Source organism: Turicibacter sp. (genome assembly GCF_017941855.1).
GTDB classification, from domain to species: Bacteria; Bacillota_I; Bacilli_A; order MOL361; family Turicibacteraceae; genus Turicibacter; species Turicibacter sanguinis.
Map to the genome: position 1 here is coordinate 44,773 of NZ_JAGAVR010000104.1, position 19,466 is coordinate 64,238.

The following is a 19,466-nucleotide window of genomic DNA, read 5'->3' on the forward strand; positions in this document are numbered from 1 at the left end:
GATTGAGGGAAGGGGTTGCTTGTTACTCACAACTTGAATCAGAATTAAAGATACCTATTTATTTTGTAGATGCTTATTCATCAACGCCTATGAAAATGTTTAGGTGGGAAATTTTCATTCGAACTATTTGAGGAGAAAGTGTTGTACCTGTATTGAATTCGTCCTAGGGAAAAGTTTATAAGGAGGGAATGTGATGGCAACTATAGAGGTTACAGGCTCAGATATGACTATTCAAGAAGCAATTAATAATGCTAGTCCAGGAGATAAGATTCAAGTTCAATCAGGGATTTATAGAGAGAATTTATTCATTAATGTGGACAACCTTACCATTTTTGGTGACGGAGAAGTTATTCTTGATGGAACTGATCAGGGGTTAGTCGGAATAACTATTGATGCTAATGAGGTTATATTAGCCAATTTGACTTTTCAAAACTTTACAATAGGAATTTTATCAATTGGGGATAAGAATGTCTTCCATCATGTTAAATCTGATAGTAATGTAGGAAGTGGATTTAAAATCAGTGGGCATCTTAATACTGTAAGGCAATGTCAGATAAACAATAATCAAGATAAAGGGATTATATTGTCTGGAAGAGAAAATTTATTTTATGAAAATAGTTTAGAAGGAAATAGAAGAGGTGGCTTTTTAGCGGGACCCGGAGATTTTAGGGAAAATATTATAGCTAATAATTACTTTGACGGTAATGGAAACTTTGCCATTAACATTAACACAACTTATTCCGATAAAAATATTGTTTATACTAATCTTATTCAAAATTCATCTAATGGTATTATAGTGAAAAGAGGTCGTTTTTTTATTGGTTTAAATACGATTACGAACATTAATCAGATCGGAATAATGATCGAGGGAAATTACTCAATTATATTTAAAAATACATTGATTAATTCAAAGAATGGGATAATGTTAAAAGCTAACGATAGCTCAATTATAGAGAATGTTGTGGAACATATAAATAATACTGCGATTTTAATTCAGGGAAATAGAAATTATGCCAGACAGAATACGGTAAGCCAATTTCATGATGTAGGGATATTAGTTAATGGATTCTCCAATACATTACGATGCAATACTCCATTGACTTCAGTTGTTAATTATTCTGCCACTGGAGAGAATAACGTAGCAAATGATACGACTTGTGATACACTAGCGAATGGTATACAGGAAATTAATCTAGATAACTTAACAGACGGCTATAAGGGATTGCTAGAGTTATTTTATAAGAATTTCTAGTAAATATTTAAAAATGATTTAATGGTCATTTAAGTTCCCTATCAATAGCGAATTTTTGGCGCATACTAATTGAGAAGGATACCAGATTCCAGTTCAAATCACCGTTTGTCAATATGTACAGAATATGATAGTATATAAGAATATATTTGGCTTTTTATTGTAAGAAAAGTCAGATGCTACAACATTAACTGGAGGAATGGATTTTATGTTACCAAATTGCCCAAAATGTAATTCAGAATATACATATGAAGATGCAGGAATGTTAGTGTGCCCAATGTGTGCTTATGAGTGGAGTCCAGAAGCAGAAGCTGAAGCAGCGGAAGCTAACGTGATTCGTGATGCAAACGGAAATGTTTTATCGGATGGAGATACTGTAACAGTTATTAAAGATTTAAAGGTAAAAGGTAGTTCTTCAGCGATTAAACAAGGAACTAAAGTAAAAGGAATCCGTTTAGTTCATGATTCATCTAATGGTCATGATATTGACTGTAAAATTGATGGATTTGGAGCAATGAGTTTAAAATCTGAATTCGTAAAAAAAATCTAATTATTTTTTAGAATGATGAAGCATCCTAATTAACTAGGATGCTTTTATTGTTAGAACTTTACTTTGAAATAGTTGGGATTTATAGTAAAATTAAGTGTAACAATGGAAAAGATAGTTATTTTTTTAGGGATAGGGGAAGGTGGACTATATTAAGAAGAAATTAGGATTTCTCTTACTAGCTATATCCATTGGAATCATCACTCTATTTATAATAGGAAGAGAAAAAACGAATTATCATTTAGAGATTATTAAGCGAGCAATTAAAGAGAATGTTGTATTAGACGTAGAACAACTTAGACAATACTCGGAAAAGATAGAAGTTAAATTAAGTAAAGATGAAATGGACTATTTCACTTTGGGATATATGAATGAGGTAGAAGGTAATGAAGAGTCCGCTATCGCGAATTATCATCAGGTTACTGAGTTGATTAGTGAAAAAACAGATCCCTTTGTAATATTATATACGACGACCTATTTAGCGAAGCAAATGATGGATACAAAGCGGTATCAACAAGCCTTAGATTATGTCATGATTGGTGTTAATAATATTGAAATCGAAGATTATAATGACCATGCTAAGTCTGTATGGGAGTTGTTATTGATAACGATAAATAATGATAGAGGTGAGCATTTTACTACACAAACGCTTGAAGAGGTGTTGAAGTATGAAAAGAAGTTAAATGAAGAAACATTACTGTATTTGATTTCCAAACAAACACCATTATACTGTTTACGTCATCAATATGCTGATGCAATTAATGCTGCATTAAAAGGAATTAAATTAGCAGAGCAGCAACATGACCAGGCAACGAAAATGAAAATTTTAATAGAACTTGGCAATGTTTTTAAAATATTAGAAAATTACGATGCAGCCAAACAAGTTATACAAGAAGCATTAAAAATGGTAGTCAAGGATACAGATTTAAGTGATAATCTTAAATTATATGCTTATAAGAATTTGGCACAAATCAGTTTGATGCAGGAAGATTATGAACAGGTCATAGCTTACACTGGATTGATGAAAGAATATGAATCTAAGGTTAAATCTGAAATTGCGATTGAGTATGAGATATTAAGATATTTAATTTATGCACAAGTTGATATTTATTATGGGCATATAGATTATGCGTATCAAAGCCTCCTAAAGGCGACTGAATTATTTAAACAAGATGAAAATTATACCGTATTTGAAAAAGATTTATATTATTTAAATACGTTAGGTCAATTATATTATCATCAGGAAAATTATGATGAAGCAATTAAAACATATCATGAACTATTAGAGTTATCTGAAAAAAGAGAGTCTCTAGGATTTCAAAAAGAGAGTATAGCCAAATTATTGGCTATTTATCAAGAGTTAGGGCGCATAGATGAGTATCAACTGTTGACAGATAAATTAATTGCTTTTTCAGACGTTCAACAAAATCGAATAGGAAATGAGTACATTTTTTATGCGATTCAGTCTCATCAAAATGACCTTATTTTACAAAGAACGATACAATATAGAATAATCAATATGAGCATTTTTATGGTATTAGGGAGTATTATCATTTACGGTATTCTTAAATTTGTTAGATTAGTGTCACAAAATAGAAAGGACCATCTTACTAATCTATATAATCGTCGATACTTTGATAAAATTTATCTTGCTTTGAAAAAAAGAAAAAAAGGTCATTATTCTATCATTTTATTTGATATTGATGATTTTAAAAAAATTAATGATCGTTATGGTCATGATGTTGGTGATGCGGTATTAATGAGTTTGGCTAAGACGGTTAAAGGGGAACTTGGAAAACGAGAATATGGATTTAGGTATGGCGGCGAGGAGTTTGTCATTTTATCTGTTGATAAATCTGAAGAACATGTTCTTGCTTTAGCAGAGTCTATTCGTGAAAAGGTGGCCAAAACGATTGTGAGTCCCAATATTCAGTTTACGATTAGTTTAGGAATTGCACACTCTAGGCAGCATGAATTTAGTTTAAAAACCGCAGATGAAAATTTATATCATTCGAAAGCTCAGGGTAAAAATACAATTACAACTTAAAGGTAATCATGAAAGTGTCATGTTTATCTGAAAATCAGAAATTGTGGATAAGTGATGGGATTTTATTATCCACAAAAAATAGCTAGTGTCTTTAGACACTAGCTATTTTTTATAGAATGAAGAATGAAGCGGCAATAATGAGATAAACAGAGAGTAGCTGAACTCCTTCAAGCCAGTTTGATTCTCCATCATGGGCTACTTTGTTGACGATAAGAATTGAAGCAATCAGAGCAATAAGTTCAAATTGATTGAAGACGATACTCATAGGGATGAAGAATTGGCTAATAAAAATTAGGATAGGAGCGACGAATAAAATAATTTGTAAGCTTGAACCAATTGCAATTTCAAGAGCAACGTCCATTTTATCTTTTCTAGCCATAACGACGGCTGTACTATGTTCAGCTGCATTTCCGATAATCGGGATTAAGATAATACCGACGAAAAACTCACTCCATCCAAGTGTTTGGGTAATGGCTTCGATACCACTAACTAAAAATTCACTTTCTATTGCAATGAATACAGTTGCAATGACTAAAATTAAAATAGCTTTTGGCAACGACCATTTTGCTTTATGTTCTTCACCACTATCCGTCTCGGTATAGATATGTTTGTGTGTACTAAAGGAAAAGAATAAACTTAAAACATAAATAATAAACATCACGATAGCAACAAAAATACTTAATCCTTCGTAGCGGGTATTGAGTAGTGCCGGATCAACTGTGTGGGTGAAAAGTGCTGGAATACAGAGTCCAATCACGGCAAATAATAACATGCTTGATGAGACATCAGAGACTTTTACATTAAATTTTTGTGATTTGTATTTTAATCCACCTGCGAGCATACTAGCTCCGACAACTAATAAGATATTTCCAATGACGGCTCCTGCAATTGAAGATTTTACAACTTCGAATAATCCTTGTTTTAAAGCAAAGAATGAGATAATAAGTTCTGTCGCATTTCCAAACGTCCCATTTAAAAATCCACCAATTTTAGGCCCCGAATAAAATGAAATTTCTTCAGTTCCTTCTCCCATGAGACCAGCTAATGGAATAATTGATAAGCAAGATAAGATAAACATCCAAGAATCTGAAACGCCCATAAATTTAGCAATGAAGCTTATCGGAACAAAGATAAGCAAATATTTTAGAATTTTCATTGAAAATATGAACCTCCTATTTTTATAGATAATACTAGTATCCACAGTTTGAAAAATTCTAATAACCAATTAGGAAAATAATTGATAAAAAAGTTAAAGATGTTAAATTTAAGTTATATTTTTTAAAGACGTATCAGAGTTTAAAATAATGAGCTACTCTGTGTATCTTTTTTGTATTTTAATTCTTGCAATCTAACTTTCAGGTGTTTTATCATGAATAAGTATAAAAATGTGATAATAATTTGGTCATAGTTGAAAGGATGAGTATGATGTCATTACCACAAGACTTTTTAGATAAAATGCAACAATTATTAGGTGAAGAATTTGATGAATTTATTAAAAGTTATGATCATGAGAAATCTCATGGATTGCGATTAAATTTATTAAAGACATCAATGGAGTCATTTAAAGAGAAGAATAAATTGACGTTAGATTCTATTCCGTGGGTGGAGGAAGGATTTTTCTATAAGGGTGAGGAACGACCAGGAAAACATCCTTATCATGAAGCGGGAGTCTACTATATTCAAGAACCAAGTGCTATGTCTGTTGGGGCGTTTGTTGAAGCAAAACCAGGGGAGAAAGTACTAGATTTATGTGCAGCTCCTGGTGGGAAGAGTACACATGTTGCTTCTCAACTTGGGCAAAAAGGTCTTTTAGTAGCCAATGAAATTTATCCACAACGTGCGAAAATCTTATCTCAAAATATTGAGCGTATGGGGGTTAAGAATGCGATTGTGTTAAATGAAACACCAGCTCGTTTAGCAAAGCATTTTCCACTATATTTTGATCGTATTGTAGTCGATGCTCCATGTTCAGGTGAAGGAATGTTTAGAAAAGATGTAGTGGCACAAGAAGAGTGGAGTTTAGAGAATGTGAAGCTTTGTGCTACGCGTCAGAATGAGATTTTAGAAGAAGCAGCTAAGATGCTAAAACCTGGTGGTCGCTTAGTTTATTCGACGTGTACATTTGCACCTGAAGAGAATGAACAAGCGATTGCGCAGTTTATAAGTCATCATCCTGAGTTTGAAATTGAATCGGTTAATGCGTATGAATCATTTAAACCAGGACGTGGCGAGTGGTCTCAAATCGCTGTGGAAGGGATTGAAAAAACCTATCGTTTATGGCCCCATTATATTAATGGAGAAGGTCATTACTTAGCGGTATTGCGTAAAGTTTGTGGGGAAGATGCAGATTTAAAACGTGAGTACGTGAAGCCATTGAAGAAGGATAAGTCTTTAAATGATTTCTTTGATTTTGCTAAAGATACGTTAAAAGATGTTCCACATGGAGACTTTGTGTTATTTGGATCAGAGCTTTATTTAGTACCAGAAGGTATGTTAACGTTTGATAAATTAAAGGTTGTTCGTGCAGGATGGCATTTAGGAACATTTAAAAAGAATCGTTTTGAACCATCACATGCCTTAGCTTTATCACTTCGCCCTGAAGATGTTAAGCATTATGTTTCTTATCCACAAGATTCTAATGAGATTAAATCGTATTTAAAAGGTGAGACATTATCTCATGAGGGAGATAAAGGATGGTATCTAGTTTGTGTTGATGGTTATTCTCTGGGATGGGCAAAACTAGTTAATGGAACATTAAAAAATCATTATCCAAAGGGATTACGTTGGATGTAATTTTGAGTTTAGGGCATTAGAAGGTGCTTTTTTGTGAAAATGAGAGTCTAAGTTTTCATAAATGTTTGTAAGATATGAAAATTTGTTGTATTTTAATCGAGTTCATAATATAATACGGATATCTTAATTGAATAAATTCTCGTATATGCCCGGTGATATGGACTGGGCGTCTCTACCTGCAAACCGTAAAAGTGCGGACTACGAGGAGTTGTATGATTTTAATATATAATTTTTTATTATATAGGAAAAAGACAGCACCTCGTTTTTATAATGGGGGCTGTCTTTTTTGTTATCTAAATACTAATTGGAGTTAGTAAAAAGGAGAAGATTACGAAATGAGGAAAGAACAGCAAGTCGAAACAGGATTAATTTATGATGTAAATGATAATCCATCAATCGGGAAGAAGTTTTTATTTGGATTACAGCATATTTTTGCTGCTTTCTCAGGAATTGTCGTTGTACCATTAGTGATTTCAGGATCATTAGGTTTTGATAGTAAGATGACGACATCTTTAATTAGTGCTTCGATTTTAGCAGCGGGGATTGCAACAATTATTCAAGCACGTGGGATTGGCCGAGTTGGATCACGTGTTGCTTGTATTATGGGAACTGATTTTACGTTTGTATCACCTGCCATTTCAGTTGGGTCAACACTTGGAATGCCAGGGATTGTAGGGGCAACGATTCTAGGATCATTTTTTGAAATTATTTTAAGTTTCTTCATTAAACCACTGATGAAATTATTCCCCCCCCTTGTAACAGGAACGGTTGTTTGTTTAATTGGTTTAACGTTATTGCCAGTTTCAATTGACTGGGCAGCAGGTGGTAGTGGTGCTTTGGATTATGGAAGTTTATTAAATGTTTCAATTGCAATGCTTGTAATGATTGTGACGCTAATTTTAAACCGCTATGGCAAAGGGTTAGTAAGTAGTGCTTCTATTTTAATTGGGATGCTTGTTGGATATCTAGTGTGTATTCCTCTTGGAATGGTTGATTTTACGCCAGTTGCAGAAGCAAGCTGGTTTGCGATGCCAAATATTTTAGAATACGGTGTGGTTTTTGATTGGAAGGCTGTTTTAGCGTTTATTCCAGCATATTTTGTTACAACGATTGAAACGGTAGGATGCTTAAAGGCTGTTGGAGAAACATCTCAAATTGAAATGGATGATAAGAAAATTGGATCAGGAATTTTAGCTGATGGAGTTGGAAGTATTGTAGGTGGATTAGTTGGATCCTTCTCTAATACTTCGTTTAGTCAAAATGTCGGATTAATTTCGTTAACAAAGGTAGCAAGTAAACATGTTGCTGTGATGGCAGGTATTTTATTAGTATGTTTAGGGTTATTCCCAAAATTAGCAGGTGTGATTAATGGTATTCCACAACCAGTTTTAGGTGGAGTTGGACTTGTGATGTTTGGAATGGTTGCAGCAGCAGGAATTAAGACGTTAAGTCGTGTTGAATTAACTGACCGTAACCTTTTAATCATCGCAACATCTATGGCATTAGGTCTTGGTGTAACATTCCGCCCTGATTTTATTGGTCAATTACCTGAAGCTTTACAGATGATCTTTTCATCAGGAATTTCAACAGGAACTATTGTGGCATTGATTTTAAATTTATTGTTAAAAGAGGATAAAGTAGTTGCTACAAAAGCGGCTAAAACGGAGGTTGTAGTTTAATGAAGGCTTTACAAGAACGTATTTTAAAAGATGGAGTAGCATTGAATGAAACAGTTTTAAAAGTGGATTCATTTTTAAATCATGGAGTTGATGCTCATTTAATGTATGAGATTGGGACAGAGTTTAAAAAATATTTTGAACATCACGGAGTAACTAAAATTTTTACGATTGAAAGTTCAGGAATTGCTCCAACGGTTATGACAGCGATGCAAATGAATTTACCGATGGTCACTTTAAAGAAACAATCATCTAAAATTTTGAATGGTGATGTTTATCAAACAACAGTTCATTCGTTTACAAAAGCAACAGATTACGAATTAACGTTATCTAAAAAATATATTTCACAAGATGATCGTATCTTAATTATTGATGATTTCCTAGCTAATGGAGAAGCCGCTCTTGGAGCTATTCGTTTAGTTGAAGAAGCAGGAGCAAAAGTAGCGGGAATTGGAATTGTCATTGAAAAATCGTTCCAACCAGGACGTAAGATGTTAATTGAAAAAGGATATGAGGTATATTCCTTAGCACGAGTTAGCAAGTTAGATGCGGGTGTTATTGAATTTGTTCAAGAATAATGAAAAAGGCGAGGATGATGAGGATCCTCGCCTTTTTCATTATTCTTTGTACATGTAATCTCTTGTTAATGGTAAAGAGTTATTCACACCTTTGGTAAAGACAATTTGGTGTAAATCAATGACACCATTGTTAAATGAGGCAGCACATGAGCATAAATACATACGCCACATACGAATGAAACGCTCGTCAAACATTTTACTAATTTCATCAATGTTATCTTCGAAGTTTTTATACCAATGTAATAATGTCATACGGTAGTGAGGGCGTAAGTTTTCGATATCGATAACGTGGAATTTATAGTCTGCTGAAATTGAAACAATTTCACGTAAAGATGGGATGACACCACCAGGGAAGATATATTTTTTAATCCATGCATCTCCTTCACTTTCTTTTAAACTGCTAATGTAATGAAGAACGAAGATTCCACCTGGCTTTAATACGGCATTGACATTTTTGAAGAATAAATCGTAGTTTGGACGCTCTACATGTTCAAGCATTCCGACACTGACGATTTTATCGAAAATTAAATCAGATTTTTCTAAATCTCTGTAATCCATTAGTTTAACTGACAGATAATTTTCAAGATTTTCTTCTTTGATACGTCGTGAGAATTCATTATATTGCTCTTGACTTAATGTGATTCCAGTTCCTTTAACTTTATATTTTTTAGCAGCTGAAATTAACAAGCAACCCCAACCACATCCAATATCAAGTAGTGTTTCATTTTCTTTTAATTCCAGTTTATTTAGTAAGTGATCAATTTTATTAAGTTGTGCTTGGTGCAATGACTCATCTTCGCTTTTAAAGTAGGCACAAGAGTAGCAAAGAGTATCATCTAACCACAATTTATAAAATTTATTTCCAATATCATAATGAGAAGAGACTTCTTCTTTTTGTTTTGACTTTGAGGTAGGGTTGTTAAAGATTTTAGGTAAAGCTTTAAAATCTGTTGTGAAGTGTTCAATATGACTTAAAATAGCATCTAATGCTTCATACAAATCTCCCTCAATTTCAATAGTTTTATCCATATAAGCTTCCCCAAGTGCTAAAGAGGTACTAGTCACTAAATCTTTTTTGCTTATAGGGCCATTAATATAAACTTTAAACTTGGGCTCTCCTTGTCCTACAGAAAATATTTCATGATCCCAAAATTCAACTGTAAATGGAACGCTGTCAAAATTTTTTAATAAATTTTTAAAAACTAACTTATCGAAAGCCATAAACTCAATCCTTTCCAAATTCCTTCAAAAATTACTTTTATTATTTACCAAATCATCTCTTTTCATCATCAATAAGGAAAAAAACTTTCAAAAAATCAAAAAAATAACAGTTTATCCACAGTTCCACAAAGTTCCATGTGGAACAATTCCCGAAAATTGTGGATAAATGTCTAATAAAGTTTATTGTGTTGATGAATGTTCTAAATATGATGAAAATGATTTTTTGTCGCAGTGCATATAATGTAATGAAAGGAGTGGAGATATGATTAAATTAGTTTTAATTCGTCATGGTCAAAGTATCTGGAATTTAGAAAATAAGTTTACAGGATGGACTGATGTAGAGTTATCTGATAATGGATTAAATGAAGCTAGGTTAGCTGCTAAAGTTTTAAATAAACATGGATTTGAATTTGATGTAGCTTATACTTCGTGTTTAAAACGAGCTATTAGAACATTGTGGATTATTCTTCATGAGATGGATTTAATGTGGATTCCTGTCTATAAATCATGGAGGTTAAATGAGCGACATTATGGTGCTTTACAGGGATTAAATAAGGAGGAAACGGCAAAAAAATATGGTGAAGAGCAAGTTCATAAATGGCGGAGATATGTGGATATCCGTCCACCTGAGCTAACAAAAGACGATCCTAGATATCCAGGTTATGAATATAAATATCATAATTTGAAGGAGAATGAGTTACCGTTAACGGAAAATCTTGCAGACACTGAAAAACGAGTTTTAGAGGAGTGGCATGAGAAAATTGTGCCTGATTTGTTAGCAGAAAAAAAAGTAATCATTGCAGCCCATGGTAATACGTTGAGAGCTTTAGTAAAGTATTTAGATGAATTATCGAATGATGGGGTGGCGAATTTAAATATTCCAACTGGGATGCCACTGGTATATGAATTAGATGATCAATTAAAGCCAATAAGACATTATTATTTGAATTTAGAGGGTGAAATTCCGAGTGGTATTATTCCAGAATATATTCTTTAAGATACAAAAAAACACTCTGTGGATAGAGTGTTTTTTTGTGTATTATTATTCAAATAGATCATCAAAGACTTCGTCTTCAAGTTCTTTTAATCGTTTCATTTCATTTGATTTTGCTTTTTTCTCAGCCATTTTTTTAACAACACGAGTAGATCCAACGCCGATTCCAACAATAGCTCCGGTAATTAATAGGGCTGCGAATCCACGTTTTTTTGTAATTTTCACTTTTTGTTCCATCATATGCCCTCCCTTAAGACCCTGTAATGGATACTATTATATACTATTTTCGACAATATACAACTTAAATTTAATGTTAGTTAATGGATTAAAATAACTTGGTAACTGATTATTTGATAAGGTCACAAAGTTATTTTTATGAGTATTCTTAAAGTGATTATTTAAAGGAAAAAGTAGCCTTTTTTATTAAAATTGTTATCATAGCAGGTATCATTGAGATTAGTATAATCCGTATTTTACAGTCTAGAAGAGAAGATTTAGTATAAAATCTTTTAAAGAATATTTATCCACAAATTAGTTTTATATTAGTAGATTGTAAATATCAAATAGATATATTTTAAATTAATAATATTTAATGAAGAAAAATTGAAAAAAAACGAAATAATTAAACTGATAACTATAAAAAGATGTGTATAAGTATATAAATAAGATTGAAAAGTGAACCAATGGGGATTTATAGAAAATAGCTAAATTTAATGAATTCTGTAGTAAATAAAGACAAGAGAAGCAAAAATACTGTAAATAATATACGTTTAAATAAGAAAGATCTTAAACTAATTGAGACATATTTAAGAGCTAGAAATTAATGTGTTTTATTCTTTTAACAGGTAGATAGACTGTAAAATTAAAGTAATTAAGAATATCTTATATAGTAGTTATTTAAGTTATGATTCTAAGATAATCGTTGATACGGGATAAAAATGACTATTTGCAATAAAAAGAAGCATTCAGTAAATTGAATGCTTCTTTTTATTATGGCGTTTATGAAACTATTTTTTAATTATTTATATACGATTAGCGATAATTTTTTATGAGGAAAAAACAGTTATTTTTACTATAAGATAATTAGTCTTAAAAGATCCTAATTATTAAGTTTGATTTAAAATAGGTGAATTACTTTCATTACGTATCATTAAGTTTTTATTTTTGACTCTTATTTATTACTTCAACAGAACTAGTTTCTTCTATCATTTTTAGAAATTTACATAAACTCTATTTTTTATAAAAATCTTCATTTTTCTTTATTTTTATGCTTTCTGGAGCATTATTTATAGAATCTTTCTTCTAACCTTCTTTTTCTATCTTTTTTCTTTGATAGTTCTTTTACTTTTTATCATTTATCCTTCCAGGCTGCTTTTTTTATTTTTTCTTCATTTTTTTCTTCTATACTACCACTATACTTAAACATATTAAACAGTATTTTTAAACAACTTCAGAGAAAAAATTCTTCAAACACCATCGAAACTATAGAAAACATTCATAGATTTATTCTATGATTTTGTTTTACACTTGTATTTAAGTTGTATTATAAAAGAAAAAAATATTTTGGGAAATAATTTTGTGAAAATATTAAATATAGTATAGCTTTTTTGAAATGATAAATTTGTAGGAATCTGAAAGAGAAGTTCGACATCTTTTTCTTACTTAATATTGGATAGCATAGTTTTTATTTCGAGTTTAAATAATAAATAAGATGAAAGTTGAGAGGTCACAAAAGCTAGCATTAGATTTTGATTATTGTGGTAAAAAAGAAACCCAGACAAAAAAATTTATTTTGTTATTTGTGTAGGAGGATTTAAAAATGAAAAAAAGATTTCAATGGATATTCGTAGTAATCATGACGATGTTTATAGCAACGGTGCATTGTCATGCAACCGAGGTAAAGAATTTAAAAGAAATAGATTACTTGGATAAATATGAGGTTATTCATCAAAATATGATGGAAAAAATTAAATACACAGAAAAAACAGGTGATTTAAATATAGATTTCTTATTTTACATATTACCTTATGAACAATTTGGAGTTGAGATTTCTAAGTCTGAACTTCGTTATGGAAGTAACCAGAAAATAAAAGATGTTGTAAATATAGTTGTAAAAACGAGTAAAGACCATATAAAAGCAATTGAAAAATTATTAAAATCTATGGAAAAGGATCCTGTGATTGATGAAACAAAAGAAACAGCATATCTTGAACAGTTCAATCAACTCTATAATGAGATGATTATTAGTTTAAAGATAGATAGAGAAAATGTACCCGGTACTGTCGATAAGGATTATTTAGATAAAATGGTGGTTTATTTAGACTATGAACAAAAATTTGCTAATTTGATTTTGGCGAATACCAATCATGAAGAAATTATTAAATTAGCTCAAAAAATTATTACTGATGAAGAAAACAATCTCGGGAAACTTAATACATTGTTAGAAATCACGAAATAGTATGATTCAATAATTAATTTAAATTTTTTTAAAGAAAAAACCTTAGAGAAATGAACAAAATTGTCATTTTTCTAAGGTTTTCATACTTATATAGCTAATTAATTTTATAAGATAAAAATATTCTTAAATAGCCGAATCGATAAATTTATCCACAATTTTTATTACGATTGAATGATGATAATTCAATTATTATAATAAGGTAATATTATTATATCCTGTAAGTGGTTTTCATCTGAATTTTGATTGGATACACTTCGTTAATCTAGATTTTGTGATTTTTCCTGTGGAGCCTAATCGGGTACACTGGCAGAACTACAGGTAAATCAATACTAGCTTGAATTGATTTAGTTACTTTTAATTCAATGAAATTTCCTTTTAAAGTATTTATATCTGAAGTTTTCAAAACGACATAAAAATTTTTATTTTATAGAAGGTGTAATTTATTTCTTCTTTTATCTATATAATAGTTGTTCCTGAACTATCTGTGTTAATTGATCATCTGGATGTGGAACAATTAGCGATGAAACATCTGCGTCACTTAATGTTTATACTTGATAGTTTACCTAAAAGATATGAGTGACTGTCGTTACAGTATTATCAATATCTTCTTCTTCATATGGGGCATAAGTTTCTAATACTTTAATGTTGGATAAAGGTCCAGCTTCCTTATCATAGACCATTACACCTTGCAATGAATTGAATGATTCTCCTGAAACTAGTATCAATTCTACATTATCAATATCTGTTGGCTTAATATAATCATATAGTCTAGCTATGAACTAATAGCATACGAATACGAAAATAAAGGTATTATCAATAACTAATGATAATAAAATAAACACTCCAATCAACTTTTTGTTATTCATCTTTATATATTAAGAATGATTATACTATTCTATACTCTTATTTTTTTGTGTTGAAAAATTGAGTTTTTTACATTTTTGATAAAATAACAAAAAAAGATTTACCTTGAATTACCAAGGTAAATCTTTTTTAATTACTTTCAAAACTAATATATTGAGTTAATTGCTGATTTACGGACATTTGATTTTCGGTACATTTGATGCTGATAGCACCATCGCTTGTTAAGAGTGTTTGAGTTCCTAGCTGATTGAGTATTGAGATAACTTTTTGATCTGGAGCGTTATCTTCTGAACAAGTGATAACAGCATAATCAGGTTTAATTGTATTTAAAAAGAGTGGGAGGACATCATTATCTTTTCCATGATGCGGAATTTTTAAAAATTTATAGGTAGATGGATAAATAGTTAAAAACTCTGTTAAACGTTGTGATTCTGCATCTCCTGCAAATAAAAAACTGTTTTCTCCATAGATGAGGCTAGTTATAATGGAATAGTCGTTTGATTGTTCGTATTCTGTTTGTTGTGCTGGATACAGTGTTAGTTGAGCATCATTTATTGTTAAGTTCATGGTTTGTGTTAAAAGGAGTGGCGTTATATCGTGACGAGATAATGCATCGATATATTCTTGGTACTGGGTTGAATCTTTTGAATAATTGGCTTGAATGATTTGATCAACAGGAATTTCATCTAAAATGATATCGGCACCACCGATATGATCTTTATCTAGATGGGTTAAAATTAAATAATCGATATGATCAATTCCTTTTTCATGAAGGGAAGCAAGAATTTGTTCGCCATTTCGATCTAAACCAGTATCAATCATGATAGTTTTATCACCAATTTCTATAAAAATACAGTCTGATTTTCCGGTATCAAGAATTGTAACTTCAAGTGAGATGTTTGAAGGATCTAAAGAAGTTACTGAGAGATTGTTGATTGATTGTTTACGATTACAGGCAGATAAAGTTGTAAAACTGGTACAGACGATAAATGAAAAACATAATTTTAATAATGATTGATGTTTTATCACATTCAAGCACTCCATTCTATCAGATTGAGTCTATGGCTGAGTTTAGATATAGTGTTTGTTAAATATAGAATATCATAAAGCTAATGTTCAAGTACTACTCTTAATATATAAAAAAAGTAGAAATTTATAGGAATAGAACGATGTCAATTCTTTTTGTTAAAACAAGTCCTAGACAAGATATATATTAGGTAAAATTTAATAGTTTTTATCAATTAGTTTTATAGGTTAGAAGTCATTTTTTTAAATTTAATTTTTTTAATCTATAAGTTTAGTAATAATAAATATGTTTTTTAAAGAGAAGATAAATAAAAAAACGATTTCATTCTATCGAACAAAATCGTTTTTTGAAATTATTTAGAATGAATTGGAAGCCATTCTAAGAATTTCTCAATGTATTCATCCCAGAAGCACCAATCATGTTCTCCTTTACTTTCTATATAAGTAAATTCGATGTTTTCTGAAGTTAAGAAATCTCTATACTCTCGATTATTAACTAATAAATAATCTTCAGTCCCGCAAGAAAGATATAGTTTTGGGATTTCTAAGTTTTCAGTTTTTAGCTTTTTAATAAGGGCATAATAGTCACAATCGCTACCAGATAGTTGAGTTAGATCTCCAAAGATACTTTCAAAGTAATCTCGTGTTCTAAAGAAAGTTTCGTGTTCTATTGGTGCATTTATAGCTTCGTCTAAAATAAGACCTGAAGAAAATCCACCAATATGACTAAATGTATCATGATATTTTAGACCATTTCGAATGGCACCATATCCACCCATTGAGAGTCCAGCGATGAAAGTATCTGCTCGGTTTTTAGAAAGTGGAAACATTGCTCTAGAATGATTAATGAGTTCTTCACCAATGAATCTGCCATAATAATCTTGACGTTTTTGATGATCAACATAAAAACTATTATCTCCTGAGGGCATAATAACAGCTAATTGATGATCAGTAGCCAGTTTTTTAATACGTGTATTTGTAATCCAATCCTCACAATTTCCTAACATCCCATGTAAAAGATAAAGGGTTTTAAATGGTGGAACAGTATCACTTTCAAGTGAACTTTCAATTGGAATAATGGCTTTATAAGTTACATTTCGATTTAAACATTTAGACATGAAGTTGACAGTTAAAACTGACATCAGAGGTCCCCCCTTAAAATTAATTGTTTTATTTTTACTATATCATGTTTAAATAACTAAATAAAGCGATTTCATAAATGAAATTATCTATTAATTCGTCATGATAACTGATTAAATAATCAATTATTGTAATATAATTGTAATAAATGGAAATATTAGGAGGGGTAGTTTGAAAAAGTATTTATTATTTATCGTGATGGTTTTATGTTTGGGAGCTTGTGGTGTGGAACAAGAGGTTAATATTCTAAATCAGGGGGGAGAAAGTCTTGCGATTCAGATGGGAGAGACTGATTTGGGGGTAGTTGTGCATAACTTAGATGAAAGTAAGTTAACCACAATGACCTTGACGAAATTTAGGGTAGAACCAGTTGAGGAGTCATTTTTATTTATTCCAAAATATATCGGAAGTCAGATTACAGTGTATCCTGTTAATTGGGAGGAAAATCACCTAGCTACTGGTGATGCCTTGCTTGAGATTAATGATGTTCAAAATTATGGGGCTCTTTATTTAAAGTGTCCAGTTCCTGAAGGAATTCCCGCGATGAAAGTAGTGATAACTTATGAAGGTCAAAGTTGTGAGTATGTGATTACATATGATGGAAGTGGAATGCGGGATCAAGTAGAGTTTTTAGGGAATGAAATAGTAGATTAGAAGTAGTGAAGCGAGAATTTTAGGTTCTCGTTTTTTATTAAAAAAAGTATAAAACTACCGTATAATGTCACCAAAAAAAACATATTTATTCTTAAATTTTATGATATGATAGTCTAAGACTACAAAATAACCCTAAATTAGACTTTTTAGGACAACGTAGAATGTTTTTTATTAGGAGGGGCTATAGATGAATCGACGAAATAAAGATGAATTTGAAGATAAAGTAAGTTCTTGGAGTGAGAGAATCGGGGCTTCAATTATTGGAGTATTAACAGTGTTAGGTGTAGGATTAATTACTTATACAGGTGTTAAGGCAGTAACTTTTGAAACTCCAAAAGTAGAACAAGAATATTTAACATTAGAAGATACTGAAGTGACACCAGATGTTGCACCCGAGGCAAATGAACAAGACCAATCGGTGACTAATACGATAACAGAAGAAAATGTAACACAGGAAGAAGTTACTCAACCTGAAACTCCGGTCGAAGAAACACAACCAGAAATACCTCAATCAGAACAACCAGTGGTTGAAGTACCCCAAACAGTTGAAGCAACTTGTAATATTGATGGGGTTAATGTTCGTGAGGAACCAAAAACAGGAACAACCATTATTGGCCAATTAATCTCAGGTGAAAAAATCACAGTATTAAACCGTAATTATAGCGATGAATGGGTTCAAGTTTCATACGATGGACAAACAGGATACGTTTATCATGAATATTTAGATTTTAACTAATGTAAAAAAGCTAGCACTACATCACGTGCTAGCTTTTTATTTGGATTGTTAAGTGATGATGGTTGTATCAATGTGCTTAGAAAACTATCAAGAAGGGCGTTTTCTAAGCATATTGATATTGATGGCGATATCTTAACGTAAAGAAAATAGAGATAAATAGTGTTATGATCTCAGCAAATGGAATGGTTAACCAGATGCCATTGACTTCTAAAAACAAAGGCAATATGGTAATCCCGATGATGACTAAAACTAATGTTCTCATTGTTGAAATTAAAACAGATATTTTACCATTTGAAAAAGCAGTAAACATAGCAGATGCAAAGGTATTAATTCCAACGGTTAAGAAGCTAATAGAAAATAAGTTAAATCCATCAAGAGTCATTTGATAGACGTCGCCTGTATCCCCAGTAAAAATTTGGATAATAGATGGGGCTAAGATAAAGGAAAGAATAAAGGTTGTAATCGATGCGACAAGGATAAATCCATAGCTATATCGAATGAGTTGTTTTAATTCATTAGAATTTTGTTCTCCGTAGCTGTAACTAATAAGAGGTGCAGCTCCTGATGAAAATCCAAGATAGATTGAAATGAGAAGAAATTGGGCGTATAACACGATAGTCATGGCTGCTACTCCATCTTCACCTAGGTAATTAATCATCATAAGATTAAATAGTAAGGTTGTAACTCCACTTGAAAGATTGGTAACCATCTCAGAGGAACCATTTGAAGCACTCTGAAGAAGTACTTTGGCATCAAATACAGGCTTTTCAAAGTGAAGGTAATTCTTTTTATTTAAAAAGTAGATAATTCCGATGATTGAAGGAATTAACATTCCAATAACGGTTGCTAAGGCAGCTCCGGCAATTCCCATTTTTAAAATTACAATAAAGACATAATCGAGAATCATGTTGCTAAATCCACCAATTAGTGTATTGATGAGTCCCAATTTCGGATTATTTGCAGTTACCATAAAGTAGTCAAATAGTGATTTTAAAATAGCGACTGGGGCAAAGAATGTTATGATTGAAATATATTCCTTACAATATGAAAATAGGGTATCAGTGGCACCTAATGATTTAATAATCGGATCTAAGAAGATAAGTTCTATTAGCATTAAAACAATTCCAATAATGGTTGAGCAGATAACAATGAGTGTGAAATTTTGTTTGGCTTCTAATGTTTTTCCTTCCCCTAATTTTTTTGCCACGATGGCACTCCCACCAGTTGCAAACATGATAGCAACTCCCCAAGTTAGCGTAGATAGTGGAAGTGTAATATTAATAGCTGATAAAGCGGCTTGCCCGACGAAGCGGGAAACAAAGATTCCATCAATGATGGTATAAAGTGATAAAAAGACCATCATAATCATGGTTGGAATCGTAAAGTTCATAAATGATTTAAAAGATAATGTTGATTGATTCAGATTAATCCCACCTTATTTTAAAAAATATTTTGTATCTTGCTATACTATGATAAAGTATAC

At 31.4% G+C, this 19,466-nt stretch carries 17 protein-coding genes and 1 riboswitch; of the genes, 10 read left to right on the plus strand and 7 right to left on the minus strand.

Translation table 11 applies throughout. From position 1 onward, the window contains the following. Nucleotides 1-193 precede the first annotated feature (193 nt). The 3 genes from J6D32_RS11115 to J6D32_RS11125 all read left to right on the plus strand — a co-directional run bounded on the left by J6D32_RS11115 (nt 194) and on the right by J6D32_RS11125 (nt 3,843). Entirely contained in the window at nt 194-1,252 is a 1,059-nt protein-coding gene (locus tag J6D32_RS11115) for a right-handed parallel beta-helix repeat-containing protein (RefSeq protein ID WP_006783899.1), read from the plus strand. 205 nt (nt 1,253-1,457) lie between these two features. Continuing rightward, a complete protein-coding gene (locus J6D32_RS11120; RefSeq protein ID WP_006783900.1) occupies nt 1,458-1,799 on the plus strand; it encodes a zinc ribbon domain-containing protein YjdM in 342 nt (113 codons plus the stop codon). Between the two features lie 139 nt (nt 1,800-1,938). Further along, nucleotides 1,939-3,843, plus strand: a complete 1,905-nt coding sequence (locus J6D32_RS11125; RefSeq protein ID WP_006783901.1) for a diguanylate cyclase — start codon at nt 1,939-1,941, stop codon at nt 3,841-3,843. A 109-nt stretch (nt 3,844-3,952) separates the two neighbouring features. Here the strand turns inward: J6D32_RS11125 and cax are convergent, their stop codons facing one another. After that, nucleotides 3,953-5,044: a calcium/proton exchanger gene (gene cax / locus J6D32_RS11130; protein WP_262942017.1), complete on the minus strand. Its 1,092-nt coding sequence runs from the start codon at nt 5,042-5,044 to the stop codon at nt 3,953-3,955. A 224-nt stretch (nt 5,045-5,268) separates the two neighbouring features. On the opposite strand from cax, the gene J6D32_RS11135 reads away from it, so the two are divergent. The 3 genes from J6D32_RS11135 (at nt 5,269) to J6D32_RS11145 (ending at nt 8,890) form a co-directional block, all read left to right on the plus strand. Continuing rightward, the gene (locus J6D32_RS11135) at nt 5,269-6,636 is read left to right on the plus strand and encodes an RsmF rRNA methyltransferase first C-terminal domain-containing protein (protein WP_147633601.1); all 1,368 of its coding nucleotides are present in this window, start codon (nt 5,269-5,271) and stop codon (nt 6,634-6,636) included. Nucleotides 6,637-6,755: 119 nt separating this feature from the next. Then, a riboswitch (purine riboswitch) is annotated at nt 6,756-6,857 on the plus strand. A 114-nt stretch (nt 6,858-6,971) separates the two neighbouring features. Then, entirely contained in the window at nt 6,972-8,315 is a 1,344-nt protein-coding gene (locus J6D32_RS11140) for a uracil-xanthine permease family protein (RefSeq protein WP_055164354.1), read from the plus strand. Beyond that, on the plus strand, nt 8,315-8,890 hold the full coding sequence (locus J6D32_RS11145) for a xanthine phosphoribosyltransferase (protein ID WP_009607518.1): 576 nt from the start codon (nt 8,315-8,317) through the stop codon (nt 8,888-8,890). Before J6D32_RS11140 ends, J6D32_RS11145 begins: the two co-directional genes overlap by 1 nt. A gap of 39 nt (nt 8,891-8,929) precedes the next feature. Here J6D32_RS11145 and J6D32_RS11150 read toward each other — a convergent pair whose 3' ends face one another. Then, on the minus strand, nt 8,930-10,111 hold the full coding sequence (locus J6D32_RS11150) for an SAM-dependent methyltransferase (protein WP_009607515.1): 1,182 nt from the start codon (nt 10,109-10,111) through the stop codon (nt 8,930-8,932). Nucleotides 10,112-10,373: 262 nt separating this feature from the next. On the opposite strand from J6D32_RS11150, the gene gpmA reads away from it, so the two are divergent. Then, nucleotides 10,374-11,108, plus strand: coding sequence for a 2,3-diphosphoglycerate-dependent phosphoglycerate mutase (gene gpmA, locus J6D32_RS11155; RefSeq protein ID WP_006783907.1), 735 nt, complete (start codon nt 10,374-10,376; stop codon nt 11,106-11,108). 45 nt (nt 11,109-11,153) lie between these two features. Here gpmA and J6D32_RS11160 read toward each other — a convergent pair whose 3' ends face one another. Further along, nucleotides 11,154-11,342, minus strand: coding sequence for a hypothetical protein (locus J6D32_RS11160; protein WP_229040154.1), 189 nt, complete (start codon nt 11,340-11,342; stop codon nt 11,154-11,156). Between the two features lie 1,582 nt (nt 11,343-12,924). On the opposite strand from J6D32_RS11160, the gene J6D32_RS11165 reads away from it, so the two are divergent. Next, nucleotides 12,925-13,563 carry a DUF305 domain-containing protein gene (locus J6D32_RS11165; RefSeq protein WP_006783909.1) on the plus strand — a complete coding sequence of 213 codons (639 nt, stop codon included), beginning with the start codon at nt 12,925-12,927 and terminating at the stop codon, nt 13,561-13,563. Nucleotides 13,564-14,126: 563 nt separating this feature from the next. Here J6D32_RS11165 and J6D32_RS11170 read toward each other — a convergent pair. The 3 genes from J6D32_RS11170 to J6D32_RS11180 form a co-directional block, all read right to left on the minus strand. Further along, on the minus strand, nt 14,127-14,255 hold the full coding sequence (locus tag J6D32_RS11170) for a hypothetical protein (protein WP_262942095.1): 129 nt from the start codon (nt 14,253-14,255) through the stop codon (nt 14,127-14,129). Between the two features lie 301 nt (nt 14,256-14,556). Further along, entirely contained in the window at nt 14,557-15,456 is a 900-nt protein-coding gene (locus tag J6D32_RS11175) for a ComEC/Rec2 family competence protein (RefSeq protein ID WP_238526642.1), read from the minus strand. 350 nt (nt 15,457-15,806) lie between these two features. Next, nucleotides 15,807-16,595, minus strand: a complete 789-nt coding sequence (locus J6D32_RS11180; protein ID WP_006783912.1) for an alpha/beta hydrolase — start codon at nt 16,593-16,595, stop codon at nt 15,807-15,809. Nucleotides 16,596-16,764: 169 nt separating this feature from the next. Between J6D32_RS11180 and J6D32_RS11185 the strand changes: the two genes are divergently transcribed. After that, nucleotides 16,765-17,247: a hypothetical protein gene (locus J6D32_RS11185; protein WP_009606523.1), complete on the plus strand. Its 483-nt coding sequence runs from the start codon at nt 16,765-16,767 to the stop codon at nt 17,245-17,247. A 187-nt stretch (nt 17,248-17,434) separates the two neighbouring features. Further along, a complete protein-coding gene (locus tag J6D32_RS11190) occupies nt 17,435-17,983 on the plus strand; it encodes an SH3 domain-containing protein (RefSeq protein WP_009606518.1) in 549 nt (182 codons plus the stop codon). A gap of 103 nt (nt 17,984-18,086) precedes the next feature. Here the strand turns inward: J6D32_RS11190 and J6D32_RS11195 are convergent, their stop codons facing one another. Continuing rightward, nucleotides 18,087-19,352 (minus strand): MATE family efflux transporter, encoded by a 1,266-nt coding sequence (locus J6D32_RS11195; RefSeq protein WP_229040155.1) that lies wholly within the window; start codon nt 19,350-19,352, stop codon nt 18,087-18,089. Between the last annotated feature and the right edge of the window lie 114 nt (nt 19,353-19,466).

What these genes read in the sequence shown, in the direction of transcription:
- J6D32_RS11190 (WP_009606518.1), top strand. Translation starts at nt 17,435, where the DNA reads ATGAATCGACGAAATAAAGATGAATTTGAAGATAAAGTAAGTTCTTGG.
- J6D32_RS11180 (WP_006783912.1), bottom strand. Translation starts at nt 16,595, where the DNA reads ATGTCAGTTTTAACTGTCAACTTCATGTCTAAATGTTTAAATCGAAAT.
- J6D32_RS11145 (WP_009607518.1), top strand. Translation starts at nt 8,315, where the DNA reads ATGAAGGCTTTACAAGAACGTATTTTAAAAGATGGAGTAGCATTGAAT.
- gpmA (WP_006783907.1), top strand. Translation starts at nt 10,374, where the DNA reads ATGATTAAATTAGTTTTAATTCGTCATGGTCAAAGTATCTGGAATTTA.
- J6D32_RS11140 (WP_055164354.1), top strand. Translation starts at nt 6,972, where the DNA reads ATGAGGAAAGAACAGCAAGTCGAAACAGGATTAATTTATGATGTAAAT.
- J6D32_RS11160 (WP_229040154.1), bottom strand. Translation starts at nt 11,342, where the DNA reads ATGGAACAAAAAGTGAAAATTACAAAAAAACGTGGATTCGCAGCCCTA.
- J6D32_RS11120 (WP_006783900.1), top strand. Translation starts at nt 1,458, where the DNA reads ATGTTACCAAATTGCCCAAAATGTAATTCAGAATATACATATGAAGAT.
- J6D32_RS11195 (WP_229040155.1), bottom strand. Translation starts at nt 19,352, where the DNA reads ATGATTATGATGGTCTTTTTATCACTTTATACCATCATTGATGGAATC.
- J6D32_RS11135 (WP_147633601.1), top strand. Translation starts at nt 5,269, where the DNA reads ATGTCATTACCACAAGACTTTTTAGATAAAATGCAACAATTATTAGGT.
- J6D32_RS11165 (WP_006783909.1), top strand. Translation starts at nt 12,925, where the DNA reads ATGAAAAAAAGATTTCAATGGATATTCGTAGTAATCATGACGATGTTT.
- J6D32_RS11150 (WP_009607515.1), bottom strand. Translation starts at nt 10,111, where the DNA reads ATGGCTTTCGATAAGTTAGTTTTTAAAAATTTATTAAAAAATTTTGAC.
- J6D32_RS11115 (WP_006783899.1), top strand. Translation starts at nt 194, where the DNA reads ATGGCAACTATAGAGGTTACAGGCTCAGATATGACTATTCAAGAAGCA.